Here is a 20,080-nt window from a genome sequence, read left to right as displayed (position 1 = left end):
AAGTGCAAGGCGTCAGGCGCCCCGCTCTCCACCGAAGTACCAGTCGATCACCGGCAGCATCGCAATATTGTAGGGTTGCGCAGTGTGATCGGCCGATCGGATTGCAACCGCACCTGATATCTCCTGATCCTCGGCAACCAGCATGTGTGCATGGATACGTTCAGTCACTTCATCGGCAGTCATGTCGAACCGGAAAAGGCGCAGCACCACCACTGTCCGCCCGATACGGCTTGCGAAATATCGGTCCCCAGCCCGAGCCGCCTTGAGATCGAGGCCGGTCTCCTCGAGGACTTCGCGCCGCATGTTGGCCTCCAGATCGCAGCGCCCATCCACGACATCCTCCGGCTCCAGCGAGCCTGCAGCGAAATAGACCTGCCCTGGATTGGCCGTGTGCGCCCCCATACGGATGGCGACAAGCGCGCCGTCGGATGTTTCCAGGACGGGATAGGCAAAGAGATGGATGCCGCCGCGTCGGTCGGACTGCTTGCGCCACCACATGAAGGCAGAAAAAGGAATGACATGCCCCTCGCCCGCCAAGCCTTTATCGGTCAGCGTCAACCGCCTTTGAAAGACCATCCGCCCGTCGAACAAGGCCGGGTTGGCAGCCGTTTCCCTGGCCCAGTTTTCGGCAATCGCTTCTTGTTCAGCAAGGTAAAGCGGATGATCGCCGGGCATCACCCGGAGATCGAGCCCTGAGAGAGGAAAGACCGTCCGTTCGGCGCGCCAGCCTATGAAGTCATCAGGTACAGGTGCGTTCATATCAGATCCAATGTCATGACGACGGGGCAATGATCGGAGGCCTTCGGTCGGTCCCACCCCGTTCGAGGATAGCGTTCGACCTCCTGCCCCGGCGGAAAGACCGTCCGGTAGGGTTGGCCATTGCGGACAATTTCAGGGAGCCGTCCGGCGTTCGCTTTCGCAAGCGCCGGAGACAGCCAGATGTAATCAAGTTGGCACAGCCATTGTTCCTCCGGTCCGCGGGCGTGGTAGAGCGTCCAGCGATCAAGCGGATCGCGCCGGCGAACGACGTTCTCAGAAAACCCGTCATGGCTGAAGACATCGAGCGCGCTCTCGCTCTCGACTTGGTGGTCGAAGGTGTAACCCGCGCGGCGCGCGCCAATCACATCGACGCGCTCCTGATAATCGTTCATGTCGCCGCAGATGACGAAGCGTTTGCCGGCAGTGTGCCCGGCCCCGAAGCGGTCTTCGATGATGCGACGCACCGCCCTCGCCTCCGCACGGCGGACAGGCATCGTGTAGCGCCGCCCATCGAGCCCATCCCGTGGCGACCCCATGGATTTGAAATGGACGACATAGAGCGTCATCGGGAGACCTCCGACAAGAAGATCGAGCTCAAGACAATCCCGCTTGAAGATCTTGTCGTCGATATGGCTGGTCGCGGCCAGATTCTCGTCGAAAAGGCCAAGATCGCGATAGGTCGTCATCGCGTGGCTCTTGATCTCCTTGAGCTCGATCTTTTGGCCGTCACGGGTTTCCTCGCGCATCAGCACGGCAACATCGATGCCACGGCTGTCATTTCCCTCGACGAGGTACTTCTGGCGATAGCCGGTGCCCACCATTCGGAAAAGATAGCCGTATTCGAAGGCCTGCAGCGCCTCCATGTTGTCGATTTCCTGCAGGCACAGAATATCGGCGTCGGCATCAGCGATCGCCAATGCTGTCATCTGCCGCGTGTCGTCGGTGGAGGCGATCACACGGGCCTGCTCAAGCTGTTGGTAAACCCCTTCGCTGCGCACCTCGAAGAGCTTGATCACGCGATCCTGGCGCAGCTGGTTGCGAAACCCGGTAAAGTCGAAACGCGTCATGAGGTTTTCGACGTTGAACGTAGCAATGCGTAACGACATCAGGCATTTCCGATTGGCACTACACCATTAGTAGAGACGAACGACCGGTTCGAAAAGCCCGGTTCGCCGTTCACAACCGCCACGCACCACGAATGACCACCCTGACCTCCTCGCCGATCGATAAAGGCAGGCGGCTGTAGGCACGCAGGATCTGGCCGTCAGCAAGCCGCAACCGGGCGGCGTACCGCTCGCCCTCGTAAAGCACGGATTCGACGGTGGCGGCGATGCCCTCGGCATCCAGAACGACATCCTCCTGCCGCACGAGAATATCCGCGCTCCGGTCACCGTTCGCCCTGCTCGCCAGCAGTGGCGCGATCGCCGTCCACTCCAGCTGCCTGATATCACCAGCCGGAGACGGAAGAGAAAGGATGGCCCCGCGCCCGATCAGCCCGCCCACGATGCGTCCTTCTGGTCGCGCATAGATGTCGGCTGGGGGCGCCACCTGCAACAGTCGCCCCTCTGACATCACGGCAACATCAGTGGCCAGTGCCATCGCCTCGCTCTGGTCATGCGTAACGTAGACCATCGTTGCGCCGGAGCGCTGGTGGAACTCGCGAAAGGTCTCTTCCATCTCCTGCTTCAGATGCCGGTCGAGATTGGCGAGCGGCTCGTCGAGCAGGACGACGTCAGGCGATGTCACGAGGCAGCGCGCCAGCGCCACCCGCTGCCTCTGGCCGCCCGACAGATCAGCCGGACGCCGCTCCGCGTAGTCGCCAAGCCTCACCGTCGACAGCGCCTCGCCCACTTTCTGCCGATAGGCGTCGCCAGAGATGCCGCGCACCTTCAGGGGGTAGCCGACATTGTCGGCAACATTCATGTGCGGCCACAGCGCGTAGGACTGGAATACCATAGCCATGTTGCGCTTTTCCGGCGGCAGCGCCTGGGACGCATCGGCCAGCAGGCGCTCGCCGAGATGGATGGAACCGTCCGTGGGCGTCTCGAAGCCCGCGATCATTCGCAGCACCGTCGTCTTGCCGCAGCCGGAGGGCCCGAGCAGCGCCAGGAAGCCGCCTTCCCGGACATCCAGCGACAGGTCGCTGACGGCCGCCCGGCCCGTGCCAAAATCCTTTGCAACACGATTGAGGATCAGCTTCGCCACGGAACGACTCCCTTCGGCAGCCGCTTTGCCAGCAGTTCCAGCAACAGCATCATGAAAACGACCATGAGAACGACAAGCACGGAGAGCGCCGAGGCAAGATCGGAGCTGCCGCTGTCATCGAGATTGTAGATTGCAACGCCGAGCGTCTGCGTCCCTGCCGACCAGAGCAGAGCCGAAATCGTCAGCTCGTTGCAGGCAATCAGGAAAACCAGGATGACGGCGGCGCCCGCCGCCGGTGCGATCAAGGGCACGATGATGTCCTTCAATCGCCGGAAGAAGCCAGCGCCGGACAATCGTGCCGCCTCCTCGAGTGCCGGATCGAGCTGGTGGAAAGCACTGACGACGGGCTTGAGGCTGACAGCGAAGAAGCTGGAGAGATAGGCGATCAGGATGATCCAGATCGTTCCATACAAGGTCACATGGATGAGCGGGATCGGCGCGGCAAAGACGAGAATGAACGATACAGCCATCACGATACCGGGCAGTGAATACGGGATCTCGATGACGCTCGAAACGATCCGGCTCAGCACATCCCTGCGCTTCGTCAGCGCGTAGGCCGCAAGCATTGTCACCAGAAGGAGACACATGGCAGTCCCGCTCGCCAGCGACAATGAATTGACGAAGGCAGTCCTGGTTACCGCCTGCCGGAACAGGATTTCATGGAAGGCATTGAACGACATCGTCTTGAAGGTGAGCGGCACACCGTAAGCAGGAACGAGCGCACCTGCCAGAAGCGCGAAGAATGGCGCGGCAAGCATGAAGAACAGCGTCAGCCAGAGAGGCGGCGCCACGAGCAACTTCCAGCGGCCAAGCTGGAACGCCGCCGTCGCACCCGAAAGGCCGAGCACGCGATAATCACGGCCGCGCAGGGCACGATCCTGGATAGCAAGACCCGCCACCGATATGATCGCGATGATCGCCGACAACAGCGCCACATCGCCGAACGTCCGGCTGGTGAAAGCGGAGAACTTCGTGAAGATCAGCGTCGGCAGGGTGTAGATCGAGGCAGGAATGCCAAGGATGGCGGGAATACCGAAATTACCGGTGCAGGAAACAAAGGAAATCGCGGCCCCTGCGATGATCCCCGGCAGCGACAGCGGCAGGATGATATCGAGAAACACACGCAAACTGGAAGCGCCCGACAGCCTCGCCGCCTCGACGCCATCACGCGGCAGGGCCATCAACCCTGCCCGCAGCGCCAGAAAGACGAGCGGTGCATGCTGAACGCCGTAGAGAAGCGCAATGCCGCCGACCGAATAGAGAGGCTGCGGCGAACCGAGCGGCGGCGCGATGTGCAACGCCTTCAGAAGCGGGCTCGAAGGCCCCGACATCTGCACCCAGGCAAGTGCCGTGACCTGCGGCGGGATCATCATGGGCAAGACAAACAGAAAGCTCAGCAGGCCCTTTGCCCCGACATCCGTCAGCGTCAGCAGAAAGGCAAATGCGCAGCCGATCATCAGCGAAATGATCGTGCCGAACAGAGCCGTCACCAGGGTGTAATAGGTCGCCGACCATAGCGCCGGATCGCCAAGGGCCCCGGCAGCTCCACCATTGGCAAGCGCTGCGGCGCCTGTCATCGCCAGCCGCGCCAGCGGAAGAATGCTGAGGATCAGGACGATTAAGACGATAAAGGGAAACAGCCAGGCGGGCTGGCTGTTTCCGGGACGAACATATCCGTGCATCGACTGTCTGCGTCGATCAGTTGGAGCCGTAGATGCCCGAGAAGGTCTTCAGGTCGGCATCGGTGCTTTTCAGCGCCGCGGCAGCGTTGATCGGCAGCACCTTGATGCTGTCGCGCGCCGGGAAACCTTCCGGAACCGACATGCCATTGCGAGCCGGGATATAGCCGAGCTTGAGGAAGCCTTCCTGGCCCTTTTCCGACAGAACGTAGTCGACAAATTTCTTCGCCGCGTCGGCGTTCTTGCTGCTGGAAAGAATGCCCACCGGCTCGGTCACTGCGGAGACGCCTTCGCTCGGGAAGACGAACTCGATAGGAGCGCCCTTCGCCTTTTCGCGGATCGGCATGTAGTCGACGATCATGCCGTATGCCTTTTCGCCCGAGGCGACCGCCTTCAGGATCGCACCGTTGCCACCGGCAGCGGTTGCGCCGTTCGCCGCCAGATCCTTGTAGAGGTCCCAGCCGAGACCATCGACACCGGCGAGCGTCTGCGCGTGGATGAGAGCGGCGCCTGAGGTCAGCGGGCTCGGCATCGTCACCAGGCCCTTGGCCTCAGGCTTCGTCAGGTCCTTCCAGCTGGTCGGCTTCAGGGTTGCGGACGTGTTGTAGACGATGCCGGTGGTGATCAGCTTTGTCGAGTAATAGTAGCCGTCTGCGTCATAGAGCGCGGCATCGTAATTGGCAGCTTCCGGCGACTTGTAGGCAAGCAGCTTGCCTGCTTCCTTAAGGCGCTCGAGCGTCACCGTATCGGCGATGAGGAGAACATCGGCAACCGGGTTTCCGGCCTCGATCTCGGCCTGCAGCTTCGCCATGATCTTCGGCGTTCCGTCACGCACCCAATCGACCTTGATATCTGGATTGGCAGCCATGAAGCCATCGACAGTTGCCTGCGCATCCTCGTTCGGCTGGCTCGTGTAGAGCACGAGATTGGCGGCGGCCGCAGGAATGGCAAACAGGCTCGCGGCGAGAAGCGCTGCGGCGGAAACAATGGTCTTCATGGATAATGCCCTCGGTGACGGAAGGCCTGTTCCATAGACAGCTGGATTAACATGATTGTGACAGTCGGTTTTCGGCGAGAAGCGAATGCACCGACCAACCGCCCTTGACCCCGTCACCTCACCTCTATCTTCTAGCGCGCGTTTTGATTGTTCATTTCGGGATCGGAGGAAGACTTATGGAATACCGCCAATTGGGCCGCTCAGGCCTCAGGGTTTCGACGCTTACGATGGGCACCATGACCTTCGGCGGCAAGGGCTGGGCGAAGACCGTGGGCGACCTCGGCGTTTCGGAAGCGCGCCGTCTGGTCGACATGTGCATCGACGCCGGCGTCAACCTCATCGATACGGCCGACGTCTACTCGGCGGGCGCCTCTGAGGAGATCATCGGCGAAATCCTCGGCGGTGTCAGAAAGAACGGCACGCTGATCGCCACCAAGGCTCGCTTCCCGATGGGCGAAGGCCCGAACGACGCCGGCAATTCGCGCTACCACCTGATCAGCGCCTGCGAAGCGAGCCTCAAGCGCATGAAGACCGATGTCATCGATCTCTATCAGGTTCATGAATGGGACGGCCAGACGCCGCTCGAGGAAACGCTGGAAGCGCTCGACACGCTCGTGAAACAGGGCAAGGTCCGCTACGTCGGCTGCTCCAATTTCTCCGGCTGGCATATCATGAAGGCACTCGGCATCAGCGAGCGCGAGCGCCGTGAGCGCTTTGTCAGCCAGCAGATCCACTACACGCTGGAGGCCCGCGACGCCGAATTCGAGCTGCTGCCGATCAGCCTCGACCAGGGGCTGGGTGTTCTGGTCTGGAGCCCGCTCGCCGGCGGCCTTCTATCCGGCAAGCACCGCCGGAACCAGGCCGCCCCCGAAGGCACACGCCAGTTCGCCGGCTGGACGGAACCGCCGATCCGCGACGAGAACCGCCTGTGGAATATTGTTGAGACGTTGGTATCAATCGCCGAAAGCCGCAATGTCTCGGCCGCCCAGGTGGCGCTCGCCTGGCTCATTGGTCGCCAGGCGGTGACATCAGTCATCATCGGCGGGCGCACGGAAGCGCAGTTCAAGGATAATCTGGCGGCAGCCGAACTCAAGCTGTCGACGGAAGAGTGCAAGCGGCTCGACGATGTCAGCCTGCCGCAGCTTCTCTATCCCTACTGGCACCAGCGCAACACCGCCAGCGACAGGCTTGGCGAGGCCGATCTATCCCTGCTCGGCCCGCACCTTAATCGATAAGAGACCGAAACGGTCGGCGGCTCACTGGCCGCCGATCTCGCCTGCGATCAGCTTTCCGAGACGGGCGATGCCTTCCTCGATCTTCTCCTCGTTGCTCGAAGAGAAGCTCATGCGCAAGGTGTTCTCGCCCGAACCATCAGCAAAGAAGGCGCGCCCCGGCACGAAGGCCACCTTGACGGTCTCGATCGATTTCGCGAGCAGCTTGGCACCATCCATGCCCTTCGGCAGCGTGACCCAGACGAACATGCCGCCCTCGGGCTTCGTCCAGCTCACGCCCTCTGGCATATGCTTTTCGAGCGCAGACAGCATCACGTCGCGACGCTTGCTGTAGGCTGCCCTGATCTTCGCAACCTGAGCGTCGAATCCGTTCCTCGCGACCTCGGTGATGGCGATCTGGTTGATCGTCGAGGAATGCAGGTCGGCGGCCTGCTTCATCAACACCAACTTGCGGATGACGGGAGCGTTGGCGACGATGAAACCGACGCGAAGCCCCGGCGCAAGCGTCTTCGAGAAGCTGCCGCAATAGATGGTCCGAGTGTGGTTGATGTCGCCCTTCTGGGCGATCTCGAGTGCTAGGATCGGCGGGATCGCCTCGCCGTCATAGCGCAGCGACTGATACGCCGCATCTTCGATGATGGCGATGTCCATCTCGTCTGCGAGCTTAATCAGCTTCTCTCGCCCTGCGAGGTCGACGGTCTCGCCGGTCGGATTGGAAAAGTCAGCGGAGAGATAGGCGAATTTTACCTTCCCGCCCGCTTGGACCGCCTGCGCACGATATGAATCCGGCGTCCGGTTGCCGTTGGGCGTCAGCTGGTCATAGGCCGGCTCGTAGGCGTTGAAGGCCTGCAGCGCACCGAGATAGGTTGGCCACGTCACCAGCGCCGTATCGTTCGGTGAAAGGAAGAGCTTGCCGAGATAATCGAGCCCCTGTTGCGAGCCGGAGACGATAAAGACGTTATCGACACCGCACGGGATGCCGAGCTTGCCCAGTTCGCCGACGAGCCATTCGCGCAACGGCTTGTAGCCCTCGCTGACGGAATATTGCAGCGCTGAATTCACCGTCGTGCTGTCGAAAATGTCGGCATAGGCGGCTTTGAATTCCTTGTCGGGAAACAGGGCCGGATCAGGAATGCCACCGGCAAACGAGATGATATCCGGCTGGTCAAGCAGCTTCAAAAGCTCGCGGATTTCCGATGCGCGCATCCGCGAAGAGCGCGTTGCAAAGATGCCATCCCAATTCAACATAGGGGTTTCCTCGTAATTTTTTGTCTTTAAGGCAGAGAAACACGCAACAAATGATAAGTCAACATTGCTGACCTATTAGTTTGCTACCGTGACAATTTTTCGCGGCCGTCAGTCCAAAAAATCGAGGTCAATGAGCATGCGCTTCCTGCCCTTGCTCCCATCCGGGAGCAAGGATTGTGCTTGCGTTTGAGTGATGTGCTGATCAGGAGCGGAAGAGCGAAGCAACCTGCTCCTGGCTTGGAATCTGGCCTTGCGGCGTGAGCTTGTCAACGACACCTGGCAGGACGGTCGAAAGCTGCTTCAGCAGCTCCTGCTCGCTGATGCCGGCATGCCGGGCGAGATCGCTGATGGTCTGTGAGCCAAGCGCACTTTCGAGGCTTCCGGGTGCGATCGGCTGGTTCTGGCCAGGCTTGACCCAGGAGTCGACCGTGGATCCCTGCCCTGCTTCAGCCAGTTTTCCGAGCAGGCCGCCCAATCCACCAAGACCGCCCAGACTTCCGAGCAGGCCTCCATCGTCACCCGCCTGCGCGTTCGGCTGCTGCTGCTGGGGTGCCGCGTCCTCCGGTGCACCACGACCGCCGAGAAGCTTGCCGACAAGCAACGCGCCGAGCGCGATCATGATCGGCTTCGAAATATTGCCGCCGGGAACGGCGTCATCAAAGATTCCCATGTCATCCTCCTTTTTCAATTTCTCGGCGAGAAGAGTAAAGACGCAATATGCAGCCAGCCGAGGCTTGAATTCCCGCATCTTCACTTTAGCTACAAAACGGAAATGGTCGGATTATTCGGCCATTCAAGGAGGGACTTCACAGATGTCTGTTATCGGCTGGATTATTCTTGGATTGATTGCAGGTTTTATTGGCAGCAAGATCGTCAACAAGACGGGCTCGGGCATGCTGATGGACATCGTGCTCGGCATCGTCGGCGCCATCGTCGGCGGCGTGATCTTCACCTTCTTCGGGGCATCCGGCGTAACCGGCTTCAACATCTACAGCCTGGTGGTCGCCGTCATCGGCGCGGTCGTCGTGCTCTGGCTCTACCATGCCGTGAGTGGCCGCCGGTCGATCTGATGCCTGTCGGGTAATGCCCTTCGGGCGCCGCGCGTAGGCGAAAGCTGGCGCGCGATCTCAGCGATTGAAATGAGCCAGCATGTGCAGCGAAGGCACGTTCTCATTCTACAGACAGAACGCGGTCGACTATGCCGCGCGCAATCGAACGCTTCCCATTCGGCGGCTCGATGCCTTCCTCTCGGACCTCCCGGCAGGCGCATCGGTCATCGAGCTCGGTTGCGGTGGTGGTCAGGACAGTGCCTACATGCTGTCGCAAGGCTTTGAGGTCACGCCGACGGACGGATCGGCAGAGCTGGCGGCGCAAGCCGAAGCCCTGCTCGGACGCCCTGTGGAGGTGATGCGCTTTGATGAGCTCGATGCCGAAGACGCATTCGACGGCACCTGGGCTGAGGCCTCTCTGTTGCATGTACCGCGCACGGAGCTGCCGGGCGTTCTCGAGCGCATCAGGCGCGCCCTGAAACCGGGCGGGATATTGCACGCCACGTTCAAGGCCGGCGATGCCGAAGGGCATGACGGCTTCGGGCGTTACTACAATTATCTCTCCGCAGAATTGCTTTCAGACATGCTGGGCGGCACCGGCTGGCACCAGATCGTCATATCGGAGGCCGACGGCATCGGCTACGACCACGCGCCGACACGGTGGCTCGCGATGCGCGCACAAAAATAAGGGCCGGCGCTTTCGCACCGACCCTCGAAGATCTTGCGATCGCAAAGCTTAGTTGACGGACTTGTCGACCAGCTTGTTCTTGCCGATCCAAGGCATCATGCCGCGCAGCTTGGCGCCGACTTCTTCGATCTGGTGGCTGTCATTCATGCGGCGGATGCCCTTGAAGCGCGAGCCGCCAGCCTTGTATTCCTGCATCCAGTCGGAGGTGAACTTGCCGGTCTGGATGTCGTGCAGGACGCGCTTCATTTCAGCCTTGGTTTCAGCGGTGATGATGCGCGGACCGGTGACGTATTCGCCCCACTCAGCCGTGTTCGAGATCGAGTAGTTCATGTTGGCGATGCCGCCTTCATAGATCAGGTCGACAATGAGCTTCACTTCGTGCAGGCACTCGAAGTAGGCCATTTCTGGCGCGTAGCCAGCTTCGACCAGCGTTTCAAAACCGGCGCGGATGAGCTCGACGAGACCGCCGCAGAGAACGACCTGTTCGCCGAAGAGGTCGGTTTCGCACTCTTCGCGGAAGTTGGTTTCGATGATGCCCGAACGGCCGCCGCCAACGCCGCAAGCGTAGGAAAGAGCGAGTTCAAGAGCGTTGCCCGAAGCGTTCTGGTGAACGGCAACGAGGCAGGGAACGCCGCCGCCCTTCTGGTATTCGCCGCGAACCGTGTGGCCCGGGCCCTTCGGCGCGATCATGACGACGTCGAGCGAAGCCTTCGGCTCGATCAGGCCGAAGTGAACGTTGAGGCCGTGCGCGAAGGCGATAGCGACGCCATCACGGATGTTGCCGGCGATGTCGGTCTTGTAGATTTCGGCCTGCAGTTCGTCAGGCGTCGCCATCATGATCAGGTCGCCCCACTTGGCGGCGTCGGCAACGGTCATGACCTTGAAACCATCGGCTTCTGCCTTCTTGATGGTCGGCGAGCCGGCCTTGAGAGCGATCGCCACGTTGGCATGACCGCTGTCCTTCAGGTTCAGGGCGTGTGCGCGACCCTGGGAACCGTAGCCGACGATGACGACGTTCTTCGACTTGATGAGGTTGAGATCTGCATCACGATCGTAATAGACGCGCATTTGAATGTCCTTCCCTTTGCTTGTCTTGTTTGACTGTCAATAAAAGCGAAATCAGCCGATGAGCGGCATCTCCGCGAGAGCTTTTTCCGAGCCGTAGAGCCTCAGGAAGGCGGTCACCGCCTTCTCCGCCTGGCGCGCAGTATCCTTGCTACCCGGCTCGCCGAGCAGCATGCGGACATGGAGGTCGGAAACGATCAGGCCGTAGAGCGTATGATACGCCTCATCGGCATCGTTGAAACGAAGCAACCCGGCGCGCTTGCCGGAATCGATCAGCCCCATGGCGCGGCGATCGATCTGGCGCCGACCGCGCTCCAGCAGCAGCTTGCCGAGCTTGGAGCCGTCGCGGTGCGACTGGCCGATCGCGAGGCGATTCAGCGCCAGCGACACATCGCCCGCAAGCACTTCGAGAAGGTCACGCGAGAAGATCACCAGATGGTCATGCAGGGAGGTCGCCGTCAGGCGCTCGCCATTGCGTTCGAAGGTACGGACCTTGCTCGCCTGGTAGGCGATCATCGCCGAAAGAAGGCCGTCGCGATCACCGAACCACTTGTAGAGGCTTTCCTTCGAGCAGTTAGCCGCACGAGCGACGCCCGAGGTCGTCAGAGCCTTTTCGCCGCCGTCCACGAGCAGCCGCAACGCCTGTTCCAGAACAGCGTTCTGGCGCGGCGAAAATTCGCTGGGCTCCAAGTTTTCGACAGACACGACGTAAGCTCCCGATAAGTACCGTACGGTACGGTTCGTGGGCTTTATGCTGCAAACCGCCTTGTGCGTCAAGCAGCATTTTACGAAATCGCGGACCGGAAAACCGGTCCTGAAACAGCATCGTCCACCGAAGCAGGTGGACGGGTACACGATACCGGCCGCAGGCTACTCCGCGGCCACGGGATCGCGCGCCGACTCCACGTCCCTCAGTGGTGACAAGCCGTAAAGCCGGCTGTATTCACGACTGAATTGCGACGGGCTCTGATAGCCCACACGAAAGCCCGCCGTCCCGACATCGAGCCGCTCGACGACCATCAGGCGCCTGGCCTCGTGCAGCCGAAGCTGCTTCTGATACTGGACCGGCGTCATGGCCGTCACCGACTTGAAATGGTGGTGAAACGACGACACGCTCATGTTGACGCGCTCGGCAAGTTCCTCGATCCGCAGGGGCTTGGAGAAATTTCCGCGCAGCCATGCCACCGCACGGGCAATCTTGTTGCCCTGGTTTTCAGCCATCGCGATGTTGAGAAGGCGCGGGCCATCCGGCCCCATCAGGATACGATAGAGGATCTCCTCAACGATCAAGGGCGCCATCGCGGCGATCTCGTCCGGACGATCAAGCAGCCGCAAGAGCCGCACGGCGGCGTCAAGCAACTCCGGAGGCGCGACGTTGACCGCCATGCCCCGCAGGACGCTGGCATCCGTCGTCTGCCGCGGCACATCGATCCGCCTGAGCAGCGTGGCCAGTGTCTCGCCGTCGATGGCAAGCGCCAGACAGAGATGCGGCTGTTGTTCGCTCGCTTCCGTGACCCGGGAAGCCACGGGCAAGTCGAGCGATGTCAGCAGATAGTCGCCCGTGCCGTAATTCAACGTATCCGAACCGAGCCGCAAGCTCTTTGCCCCTTGCAGGACCAGCGCGAAACACGGCCGGTAAGCCGTATGAAGCGGCTGTGTCGGACTGGATCGCCGGCTCAGGAAAAGATTGTCGATCGGTGTCGCGACCTCACCATCCCCGCAGACGAACCGCGCCGCAATCGAGGCTATTTCCTGGTAAGGACTGAAAGGCAAGGTCATGCGCGGAAATCCGTGTCTCGAAGCAATGGAAGCTGCGTTTATTTAGGACAATGCCGCGCCACTGCAAGAGAGGGATATTTGCGCGATCGTGCGGCCGACACCGCGACGGCCGCCGGCAGGCGAAAGCAGACGAGAGTTCACGTTCAAGGACGCGCCAATGCCATTCCCAACATTAGCGTCTTCCACGCAATGTACCGCGTGGACATTCGATGAGCTCTCTTGGCGCTACCTCGCCTCTTTATGGTATGCAGGCGGCGGTAAGCCGAACGATGGGAATTGTCCGCATGAAGTGCCTGCGCATCTATGCCACCCCGGACGGCGAATCGCATTTCGACGAAGTTGAATTGCCGACGACAAAGAGGTCGGTGCATCCCGATGCCGTTCCATTTGACGTTACGGCCAGCTACCCGGCGTCCCGCGTCCGCCTCACCCATATCCCCGCGGGAATGCGAGAGGTTGCCTGGCACACGGTCCCTGAGCCGGTGCTGACCGTCAGGCTGGACGGATCGGTTGAATATGAAACGAGCGACGGAGAGACACGCCACGTCCATGCGGGCGGCTTCGTGCTGGTGGAAGACACGCATGGCAAGGGCCATCTGTCGCGTCATTCGCCGGAGGCCCAGACCGTCATCTGGATCTCACTGCCAAACGGTCTTGATCTGCCACCTGTATAGTCTCTTTCATACAACGCCGGCATCAGGAACTGAGGCAAACGCATCCCACGGCATGACACCATTCGCCGATGGCAAACGTCTACGCTCTGGTCGGGTCGTGGTCTACCGCCAAAAGAGGTGAACTCCTCCGTGAGGCAGTGTCAGAACGCGGTGCTGAATCCTACCGTACCCTTGAAGCCATTGCTGCCGTCGAAGCGTGTCGCGGCAAGTGCTTCGCCATACAGATTGTACTTGCCGTCGGCCCACCTGTAGGTTCCACCGACGCCAACCTCGGCGCCAAGGGACTTCGGCTCGAACTTGGTGACGACGTCCGACACGTTAACACGGGTTCCATCAAGAAAATCGTAGGTCAGGTTGGCGATGGCATAGACATGGCTGTTGTTGGCGCTCGCGCCTTCATCATAGTCCACAGCCACCCCGATGCGACCTTTAGCGCTGTCCGCACTATCAAGGCTTACATGTGCATTGAAACGATCGGTGAAGCTGTCGAAGTTCACCGAGTTGTACGAAAACTGCGCCTGGGGCATGATCGACCAGCTGTTGTTGATGGCCATCTTACGACCGGCTTCGATGCTGACGCCATAGCCATTGCCGTCGTTCCGGTCCACGAGCCTGCCGACTTCGTCAGCGGAGAGATCGGTCGACAGTCGTGCGAGCGTGGCTTGTCCATCGACATAGGAACCGTCGTTGCCGTACCATGTCAGCGTCGCGCCGATGCTGTAGCTGTCGGTATCGTTGTCCCCGTTCCCGATTGGCGAGATGACGTTGGCGTGCGTCTGGCCGTACTGAACGTTCAAGCCACCGATCAGCAGTCCCTTGTCGGATTCACTGAGCAACCCGTCGATACCGACCTGCACCAGATAGTGGTTGCTATCGTAGGACGCGCCCGTGGTCGAACTGCCTTCCTCGTGGCTATGTCCGCCTTCGATCCGGGTCCAGAAATTGCGAGGTCCTGTGTAGCCATTGGCGGCACCAAATTCCTCCTGATCAGACAAATAGCGATCGCCGACGCGCTGCCGCAGCGTTGGCAACTCCGTCATGCCGAGGAGAATGACCGGATAGCTTTCGTAGACGGGTACTGTTGGGGCGAGGCCAGCGCTGCGCAGATACCAGTCACCATCCGTCGGATCGGTGATGCCGTTCTGATAGAGGTTGTAGCGGTAAGCTCCGCCGATCGCAGGAGAGCCGAGGACAAAGACGTCGGACGCCGAAATACCGTCAACGTCGACGACCTTGATTCCGTCGCCCGTCGTCTCGCCGCCGACCCCACTGAGGTTGGTCACGAAGATCCTGGTCGCACCGGTGCCAAGAATGGTGTCGCCGGTGATCATGAGAAGATCGGTCGGAGATGAGTCATCATAGAGCACGGATTCGATCTGGAGGGCACCGCCGTTGCTCGTATAGTCACCATTGATCGTCAGTGTACCGATACCGTTGACCCCAGGCGCGATCGAACCGCCGGAATTGTTCGTCGTATCGCCGACCGTACCTATGCCGCCAAGCGTTCCGCCCAGGACGTTGACTATCCCGCCGAGAATGCCGTTCACCTCCAGCATCCCGCCGTAGATGCTCGCCAAGCCGGAAAAACCGGTCTGGTCGGCGTTGAATATGGTCCGGCCTGCATACTGGTTGACCGCGCCGCTGCCGTTGATCGCCGTATCGAATACGTAGCCGGTTTCGGTGTGGTTGAAATTGATCTCCGCGCTGGCAGCAAGCGTCACCGCAGAGGCCACAAGCGTACCAGCCGCCGTTGCCGCCGCGCCGACTGCCCCGCCGATGTTCAGCGTGGCGTTGCTCTCCGGATCGGTGCCACCAAGGACGAGCGCGGAAGCGCCACCATTGATGAGGACCTGACCATCGTCCGCAATCGTGAGAGTACCGGTCCCGTAAGTCCCGACATTCAACGCCAACGCTTTCAATTCCGACCCATCGCCGGACACTAGGACAGCGAAAGTGGGAACGATCGAACCGGTGCTCGTCGCAATGTTTACTGCGGCCGTTGCGTCCAAAACAGCGCGGTCGAGGATCGACAGCGAACCTCTGTAGAGGTTCATGGCGCCCGTGTTGGTCCATTTGGAACCTTCACCCGACACGATGACCGAAACCAGTGCTCCGGCGTAGGTTGTGGTTGTGAGGCCACCGAGACTAGTGAGACCGTTGACGTTCATCACGCCGCCGTCGAGCACGTTGATATAGGTCGTACCGTAGTAGGATCCCAAATTGGCGGTGCTGAACGATGAGTTCTCACCGAGAACGTTGATGGTTGCAGTGCCCTGAGAACCAGTTGTGTGGATCCGGATAGCGCCAGCGGTATTGTAAGACGCCCCATCTTCGACCGTGAAGACCGATGTGCTCAAGCCCCCGCGACTGAGATCAGTCGGTTCGGTGCTTGTCGTAACCACACTCGTACCCGCGCCCGTGATTGTGAGGCTTGTTACCGAGCCAGCAGCCGAAGCGAGGGCGAGCTGTGCCGTCCCGCTGGCACTGGACGGGCCAAATTGGACCAACCCACCACCGTTGATGATCGTCTGACCGCCGTTCAGGTTGATCCTGCTGATCCCGGAGGCCGTACTGTCCAGTACGAGTGTGCCACTGCCAGTCTTACCCAGCACTGTATTGCCGTCCAGGAGCTGACCGGTAAAGGTGAGTATAGCACCAGCCGCCACATCGAAGGCCGGTGCCATCGAGAATGTCAGCGTGTTGGTTCCGGTCTCGACAGTGATGGTTTTGCCAGTGACGGCGGGAAAGGCACTGGTGAGCGCGAAGCTTCCCGTTAGAGTGATGGTGGAGGACGCATCCGCACTGGCCTGAGCGTCCGCTATCGCCTGATAGAGTTCCGCTTGGTTCGAGGCTGTGAAGGTGGCAGCAAAAGAGGGCTGAAAGGTGCAGCCGAGTGCTAGGGCACCCAAGGAAACACCTGAAAGGAACCGTAACTTTCGATCGGTTTCGCCTGAAGCCCGCGCCCCAAACCACAATGCCATGATCAAATTCCCATGCAGATTTTGATATATCTGCTACCTATTGGCGATCATGAGTTTTGAGAATTGTCAAATTTCACAGGTACTTAATTAGGATATCCACTTCACGTCACTATCGTCATGGTTGATTAAAGCTTAACTGGAATCTCGCGAACCGTTCCGGTAGAAAGGTCACCGATGCCCCCTGCTGCCGGCTTTGAGCGTTGACGGGATCGATAATCACGCGGCTTGGCCGACTTGGCCGTCGGATATCTGCTTGCGGCTCAGAGTCAGGGTTTTGTGTCGGCGGCGGTCTTCGTCAAAGCCGGACATTTGCAGGATCGTGCAAAAAGCTAGGAGGATCGCTCTAACGCCAATGGCGGTCGATGCGTCATAAGTCTCACCATCAGATTCCCGACCACAAACAGATGGAGTTCTCCCATGGCTATTGCAAAAGGCTATGCCGCGACCGACGCGTCGAAACCTCTGACGCCCTTTACCTTCGAGCGTCGCGAGCCGAACGCCGACGACGTCGTCATCGACATCAAGTTCGCCGGCATCTGCCACTCGGACATTCACACCGTTCGCAACGAATGGAAGAATGCCGTTTATCCGATCGTGCCGGGCCACGAGATCGCCGGCATCGTTTCGGCCGTCGGTGCCAACGTCACCAAGTTCAAGGTCGGCGATCACGTCGGCGTCGGCTGCTTCGTTGACAGCTGCGTCGGCTGCGCCACTCGCGATCTCGACAACGAGCAGTACATGCCCGGCCTCGTCGGCACCTACAACAGCGTCGAAGCCGACGGCAAGACGGCAACGCAGGGCGGCTATTCCGACTCAATCGTCGTCAAGGAAGGCTATGTCCTGTCGATCCCCGAAAACCTGCCGCTCGATGCCTCCGCTCCGCTTCTGTGCGCCGGCATCACGCTCTACTCGCCGCTGAAGCACTGGAATGCCGGTCCTGGCAAGAAGGTCGCGATCGTCGGCATGGGCGGCCTCGGCCATATGGGCGTGAAGCTTGGTGCGGCCATGGGCGCGGATATCACCGTTCTCTCGCAGTCGCTCTCCAAGAAGGAAGACGGACTGAAGCTCGGCGCCAAGGAATATTACGCCACGAGCGATGCCGCGACCTTCGAGAAGCTCGCCGGCACCTTCGACCTGATCATCTGCACGGTCAGCGCCGAGGTTGACTGGAATGCCTATCTCGGCCTGCTCAAGGTCAACGGTTCTATGGTCGTCGTCGGCGCTCCCGAGAACCCGATCCCGGTCCACGCCTTCTCGCTGATCCCGGGCCGCAAGAGCCTGTCCGGCTCGATGATCGGCTCGATCAAGGAAACCCAGGAAATGCTGGACTTCTGCGGCGAGCACAACATCGTCTCGGAGATCGAGAAGATCAACATCCAGCAGGTCAACGAAGCCTATGAGCGCGTTCTGAAGAGCGACGTTCGCTACCGCTTCGTCATCGACATTGCGTCGCTGGCGGCCTGAGGCTGCCAAGCGTCAAGAAGACCTGGGCGGCTCGCAAGAGCCGCCTACCCCTCGTCGCGCATCGTTTCCCTTTGCGTGATCAGCCGGGCGCTATGCTGGCCGCTGAGATAAATCCATAGCCAGCTCCACGCGACCGCAAAACGCGAACGCGTTCCGATCAGGAAGTAGATATGGGCGAGACCCCATATCCACCAGGCTAACCATCCCTTCAGCTTGATCTTGCCGAAATCCACGATAGCAGCACTTTGTCCGATCGTGGCAAGGCTTCCCTGGTGCCGGTAGCGAAACGCCGGTGGCGGCGCCTTTCCGGCCAGTCGCGCGCGGATGACCCTGGCGGCATAGCCGCCCTGCTGTTTGGCGGCAGGCGCGATGCCCGGCACCGGCGCGCCGTTGTCCCTCATGACCGAGGCGGTATCGCCGATCACGAACACCTCCGGCAAACCAGGCGCCGTCAAGTCCTTTTCGACGATCGCGCGTCCCGCGCGGTCAGCCGGAATATCCAGCCACCGGGCCGCCGGTGACGCTTGCACGCCGGCCGCCCAGACGATCGTCCTAGAACCAATGAACTCTTCTCCGATCTTGACGCCATCGACCGAGCATTCCGTCACCGCCTTGCCGAGACGCACCTCGACGCCGAGATCCTCCAGTGCCTTTTGCGCATAGGCCGAGAGCTCCTGCGCGAAGCTCGGCAGCACGCGGGGCCCTGCTTCCACCAGGATCACCTTGGTTGTTCTGGTGTCGATGTTGCGAAACTCCTTCGGCAATGTCTTGTGCGCCAGCTCCGCGATGATGCCGGCAAGCTCCACGCCGGTCGGTCCGGCGCCAACGATCGTGAAGGTCAGCAGCGCTGCACGGGCGGCGGCGTCGGTGGCGGTCTCGGCGCGTTCGAAGGCCAGCAGGACGCGGCGACGGATCGTCGTTGCATCCTCCAGCGTCTTCAGGCCCGGCGCCACCGGCTCCCAGTCGTCCCGGCCGAAATAGGCGTGCGTGGCGCCGGTGGCGAGAACGAGCGTATCGTAATGCAACGCCGTTCCGTCGCGCAGTTTCACTTCCCTCGCCGCCGTATCGACAGCCGACACCTCACCGAGCAGGGTCGTCACCTCGGGCCGGTCGCTGTACAGATGGCGGATCGGCCAGGCGATCTCGGAGGTCGATAGAATCGTCGTCGCCACCTGGTAGAGAAGCGGCTGGAAGAGGTGATGGTTGCGCCGGTCGATCAGCGTGATCCGTACGCCGGCGCCCTTCAGGCCGTTCACCAGTTGAAGGCCGCCAAAGCCGCCTCCGACAACGACGACGTGGTGTTCGCTCATCATCTGCCCTTTCGCTCGATACGCGACGACGATTAGTCATTGGTCGAACACAGTTTTCAACTGCCGTTTAGGCATAGCTCATCTGCACTTGCGCGGGAACGGCGGGCGGGCGATGGACTGGGCTGCAATTTTGCCTTTCAATGACGACAACGCAGAAACGCGCACCAACCCGCGCGTACTCAGCACAACAAAATGCCATGGGAGCACCACCGGATGCAGACAATCGGCCTCATCGGCGGCATGAGCTTCGAGAGCTCGGCCGTCTACTATCGCTTGCTCAACGAGATGGTGCGCGAGCGCCTGGGCGACCTCGCCTCGGCCGAATTGCTGCTCTATTCCGTCAACTTCGAAGAGATTGTCGTGATGCAGAAGGCCGGCGATTGGGCTGGTGCGGCCGCGCGGCTCGGCGATGTCGCGTCGCGCCTGGAGACGGCCGGCGCCGCCTGCATTCTCATCTGCAGCAACACCATGCACCTCGTCGCCGATGAAGTCGCGTCGCGTGTTTCGGTGCCCTTCCTCCATATCATCGACGAGACGGCAGCATCGCTGAAGGCCGCCGGCTGCAAACGACCATTGCTCCTTGCTACCCGCTACACCATGGAACACGGCTTCTACACCGATCGCATGCAGCGCCTCGGCCTCGATATCGCGGTCCCTGAAGCAGCCGATCGCACGACCGTCCACGACATCATCTTCAACGAACTCTGCGCCGGGAAGGTGCTGGAAAGCTCGCGTGAAAAGTTGATGCGCATCATCGAACGCGAGCGCGCCGCAGGTGCCGACAGCATCATCCTGGGATGCACCGAGATTTGCCTGATCCTCGATCCGGACAATCTGCCCCTGCCCGGATTCGATACCACAAAGATCCACGCAACGGCCGCAATCGATTTCGCACTAAGGCAAACGGCAGTGGCTTAAGTTCGTATAATTTTATTTGACTCAGTCAACTA

Annotated in this window: 18 protein-coding genes; 6 read left to right on the top strand and 12 right to left on the bottom strand. The window is 60.6% G+C overall.

The window, feature by feature from the left end:
- Positions 1-12: 12 nt before the first annotated feature.
- The 5 genes from A6U87_RS23310 to A6U87_RS23290 form a co-directional block, all read right to left on the bottom strand.
- Positions 13-759: an NUDIX hydrolase gene (locus A6U87_RS23310; protein ID WP_141684033.1), complete on the bottom strand. Its 747-nt coding sequence runs from the start codon at positions 757-759 to the stop codon at positions 13-15.
- Positions 756-1,865, bottom strand: coding sequence for an endonuclease/exonuclease/phosphatase family protein (locus A6U87_RS23305; protein ID WP_065693685.1), 1,110 nt, complete (start codon positions 1,863-1,865; stop codon positions 756-758). Before A6U87_RS23305 ends, A6U87_RS23310 begins: the two co-directional genes overlap by 4 nt.
- Positions 1,866-1,935: 70 nt before the next feature.
- Positions 1,936-2,964, bottom strand: coding sequence for an ABC transporter ATP-binding protein (locus A6U87_RS23300; RefSeq protein WP_065693684.1), 1,029 nt, complete (start codon positions 2,962-2,964; stop codon positions 1,936-1,938).
- Complete coding sequence (locus A6U87_RS23295) at positions 2,952-4,646, bottom strand: iron ABC transporter permease (protein WP_065693683.1); 1,695 nt, start codon at positions 4,644-4,646, stop codon at positions 2,952-2,954. The genes A6U87_RS23300 and A6U87_RS23295 overlap by 13 nt, the downstream gene beginning before the upstream one ends.
- A gap of 16 nt (positions 4,647-4,662) precedes the next feature.
- Positions 4,663-5,640: an ABC transporter substrate-binding protein gene (locus A6U87_RS23290; protein ID WP_065693682.1), complete on the bottom strand. Its 978-nt coding sequence runs from the start codon at positions 5,638-5,640 to the stop codon at positions 4,663-4,665.
- A 176-nt stretch (positions 5,641-5,816) separates the two neighbouring features.
- On the opposite strand from A6U87_RS23290, the gene A6U87_RS23285 reads away from it, so the two are divergent.
- Entirely contained in the window at positions 5,817-6,875 is a 1,059-nt protein-coding gene (locus A6U87_RS23285; RefSeq protein WP_065693681.1) for an aldo/keto reductase, read from the top strand.
- A gap of 21 nt (positions 6,876-6,896) precedes the next feature.
- Here A6U87_RS23285 and A6U87_RS23280 read toward each other — a convergent pair whose 3' ends face one another.
- A complete protein-coding gene (locus A6U87_RS23280; RefSeq protein ID WP_065693680.1) occupies positions 6,897-8,120 on the bottom strand; it encodes a PLP-dependent aminotransferase family protein in 1,224 nt (407 codons plus the stop codon).
- A 202-nt stretch (positions 8,121-8,322) separates the two neighbouring features.
- Entirely contained in the window at positions 8,323-8,790 is a 468-nt protein-coding gene (locus A6U87_RS23275) for a YidB family protein (protein ID WP_065693679.1), read from the bottom strand.
- 142 nt (positions 8,791-8,932) lie between these two features.
- Between A6U87_RS23275 and A6U87_RS23270 the strand changes: the two genes are divergently transcribed.
- Positions 8,933-9,190 (top strand): GlsB/YeaQ/YmgE family stress response membrane protein, encoded by a 258-nt coding sequence (locus A6U87_RS23270; protein WP_065693678.1) that lies wholly within the window; start codon positions 8,933-8,935, stop codon positions 9,188-9,190.
- 79 nt (positions 9,191-9,269) lie between these two features.
- Positions 9,270-9,857, top strand: a complete 588-nt coding sequence (locus A6U87_RS23265; RefSeq protein ID WP_065693677.1) for a bifunctional 2-polyprenyl-6-hydroxyphenol methylase/3-demethylubiquinol 3-O-methyltransferase UbiG — start codon at positions 9,270-9,272, stop codon at positions 9,855-9,857.
- A gap of 48 nt (positions 9,858-9,905) precedes the next feature.
- Here the strand turns inward: A6U87_RS23265 and ilvC are convergent, their stop codons facing one another.
- From ilvC to A6U87_RS23250, 3 genes are all read right to left on the bottom strand, one after another.
- Positions 9,906-10,925 (bottom strand): ketol-acid reductoisomerase, encoded by a 1,020-nt coding sequence (gene ilvC / locus A6U87_RS23260; protein ID WP_065693676.1) that lies wholly within the window; start codon positions 10,923-10,925, stop codon positions 9,906-9,908.
- A gap of 51 nt (positions 10,926-10,976) precedes the next feature.
- On the bottom strand, positions 10,977-11,627 hold the full coding sequence (locus A6U87_RS23255) for a TetR/AcrR family transcriptional regulator (protein WP_065693675.1): 651 nt from the start codon (positions 11,625-11,627) through the stop codon (positions 10,977-10,979).
- 165 nt (positions 11,628-11,792) lie between these two features.
- A complete protein-coding gene (locus A6U87_RS23250; protein WP_065693674.1) occupies positions 11,793-12,701 on the bottom strand; it encodes an AraC family transcriptional regulator in 909 nt (302 codons plus the stop codon).
- 284 nt (positions 12,702-12,985) lie between these two features.
- Here A6U87_RS23250 and A6U87_RS23245 point away from each other — a divergent pair, with 284 nt between their 5' ends.
- Complete coding sequence (locus tag A6U87_RS23245; protein WP_065693673.1) at positions 12,986-13,375, top strand: hypothetical protein; 390 nt, start codon at positions 12,986-12,988, stop codon at positions 13,373-13,375.
- Positions 13,376-13,515: 140 nt separating this feature from the next.
- On the opposite strand, the gene A6U87_RS23240 is transcribed toward A6U87_RS23245, so the two are convergent.
- Positions 13,516-16,284 carry an autotransporter outer membrane beta-barrel domain-containing protein gene (locus tag A6U87_RS23240; RefSeq protein WP_065693672.1) on the bottom strand — a complete coding sequence of 923 codons (2,769 nt, stop codon included), beginning with the start codon at positions 16,282-16,284 and terminating at the stop codon, positions 13,516-13,518.
- A 489-nt stretch (positions 16,285-16,773) separates the two neighbouring features.
- On the opposite strand from A6U87_RS23240, the gene A6U87_RS23235 reads away from it, so the two are divergent.
- Positions 16,774-17,820: an NAD(P)-dependent alcohol dehydrogenase gene (locus A6U87_RS23235; protein WP_065693671.1), complete on the top strand. Its 1,047-nt coding sequence runs from the start codon at positions 16,774-16,776 to the stop codon at positions 17,818-17,820.
- Positions 17,821-17,864: 44 nt separating this feature from the next.
- Here the strand turns inward: A6U87_RS23235 and A6U87_RS23230 are convergent, their stop codons facing one another.
- On the bottom strand, positions 17,865-19,130 hold the full coding sequence (locus A6U87_RS23230; RefSeq protein ID WP_065693792.1) for an NAD(P)/FAD-dependent oxidoreductase: 1,266 nt from the start codon (positions 19,128-19,130) through the stop codon (positions 17,865-17,867).
- Between the two features lie 213 nt (positions 19,131-19,343).
- On the opposite strand from A6U87_RS23230, the gene A6U87_RS23225 reads away from it, so the two are divergent.
- Positions 19,344-20,048: an aspartate/glutamate racemase family protein gene (locus tag A6U87_RS23225; protein WP_065693670.1), complete on the top strand. Its 705-nt coding sequence runs from the start codon at positions 19,344-19,346 to the stop codon at positions 20,046-20,048.
- Positions 20,049-20,080: the final 32 nt, after the last annotated feature.

Source organism: Rhizobium sp. AC44/96, from assembly GCF_001692185.1.
GTDB lineage: Bacteria > Pseudomonadota > Alphaproteobacteria > Rhizobiales > Rhizobiaceae > Rhizobium.
This window is presented reverse-complemented; position numbering and strand designations above follow the sequence as displayed.

Bases quoted from the DNA above. Each gene is read 5' to 3' on its own strand.
- A6U87_RS23285 (WP_065693681.1), top strand. From the start codon at position 5,817: ATGGAATACCGCCAATTGGGCCGCTCAGGCCTCAGGGTTTCGACGCTT.
- A6U87_RS23265 (WP_065693677.1), top strand. From the start codon at position 9,270: ATGTGCAGCGAAGGCACGTTCTCATTCTACAGACAGAACGCGGTCGAC.
- A6U87_RS23290 (WP_065693682.1), bottom strand. From the start codon at position 5,640: ATGAAGACCATTGTTTCCGCCGCAGCGCTTCTCGCCGCGAGCCTGTTT.
- A6U87_RS23295 (WP_065693683.1), bottom strand. From the start codon at position 4,646: ATGCACGGATATGTTCGTCCCGGAAACAGCCAGCCCGCCTGGCTGTTT.
- A6U87_RS23245 (WP_065693673.1), top strand. From the start codon at position 12,986: ATGAAGTGCCTGCGCATCTATGCCACCCCGGACGGCGAATCGCATTTC.
- A6U87_RS23225 (WP_065693670.1), top strand. From the start codon at position 19,344: ATGCAGACAATCGGCCTCATCGGCGGCATGAGCTTCGAGAGCTCGGCC.
- A6U87_RS23280 (WP_065693680.1), bottom strand. From the start codon at position 8,120: ATGTTGAATTGGGATGGCATCTTTGCAACGCGCTCTTCGCGGATGCGC.
- A6U87_RS23270 (WP_065693678.1), top strand. From the start codon at position 8,933: ATGTCTGTTATCGGCTGGATTATTCTTGGATTGATTGCAGGTTTTATT.
- A6U87_RS23275 (WP_065693679.1), bottom strand. From the start codon at position 8,790: ATGGGAATCTTTGATGACGCCGTTCCCGGCGGCAATATTTCGAAGCCG.
- A6U87_RS23250 (WP_065693674.1), bottom strand. From the start codon at position 12,701: ATGACCTTGCCTTTCAGTCCTTACCAGGAAATAGCCTCGATTGCGGCG.
- A6U87_RS23235 (WP_065693671.1), top strand. From the start codon at position 16,774: ATGGCTATTGCAAAAGGCTATGCCGCGACCGACGCGTCGAAACCTCTG.
- A6U87_RS23230 (WP_065693792.1), bottom strand. From the start codon at position 19,130: ATGAGCGAACACCACGTCGTCGTTGTCGGAGGCGGCTTTGGCGGCCTT.
- A6U87_RS23305 (WP_065693685.1), bottom strand. From the start codon at position 1,865: ATGTCGTTACGCATTGCTACGTTCAACGTCGAAAACCTCATGACGCGT.
- A6U87_RS23310 (WP_141684033.1), bottom strand. From the start codon at position 759: ATGAACGCACCTGTACCTGATGACTTCATAGGCTGGCGCGCCGAACGG.
- ilvC (WP_065693676.1), bottom strand. From the start codon at position 10,925: ATGCGCGTCTATTACGATCGTGATGCAGATCTCAACCTCATCAAGTCG.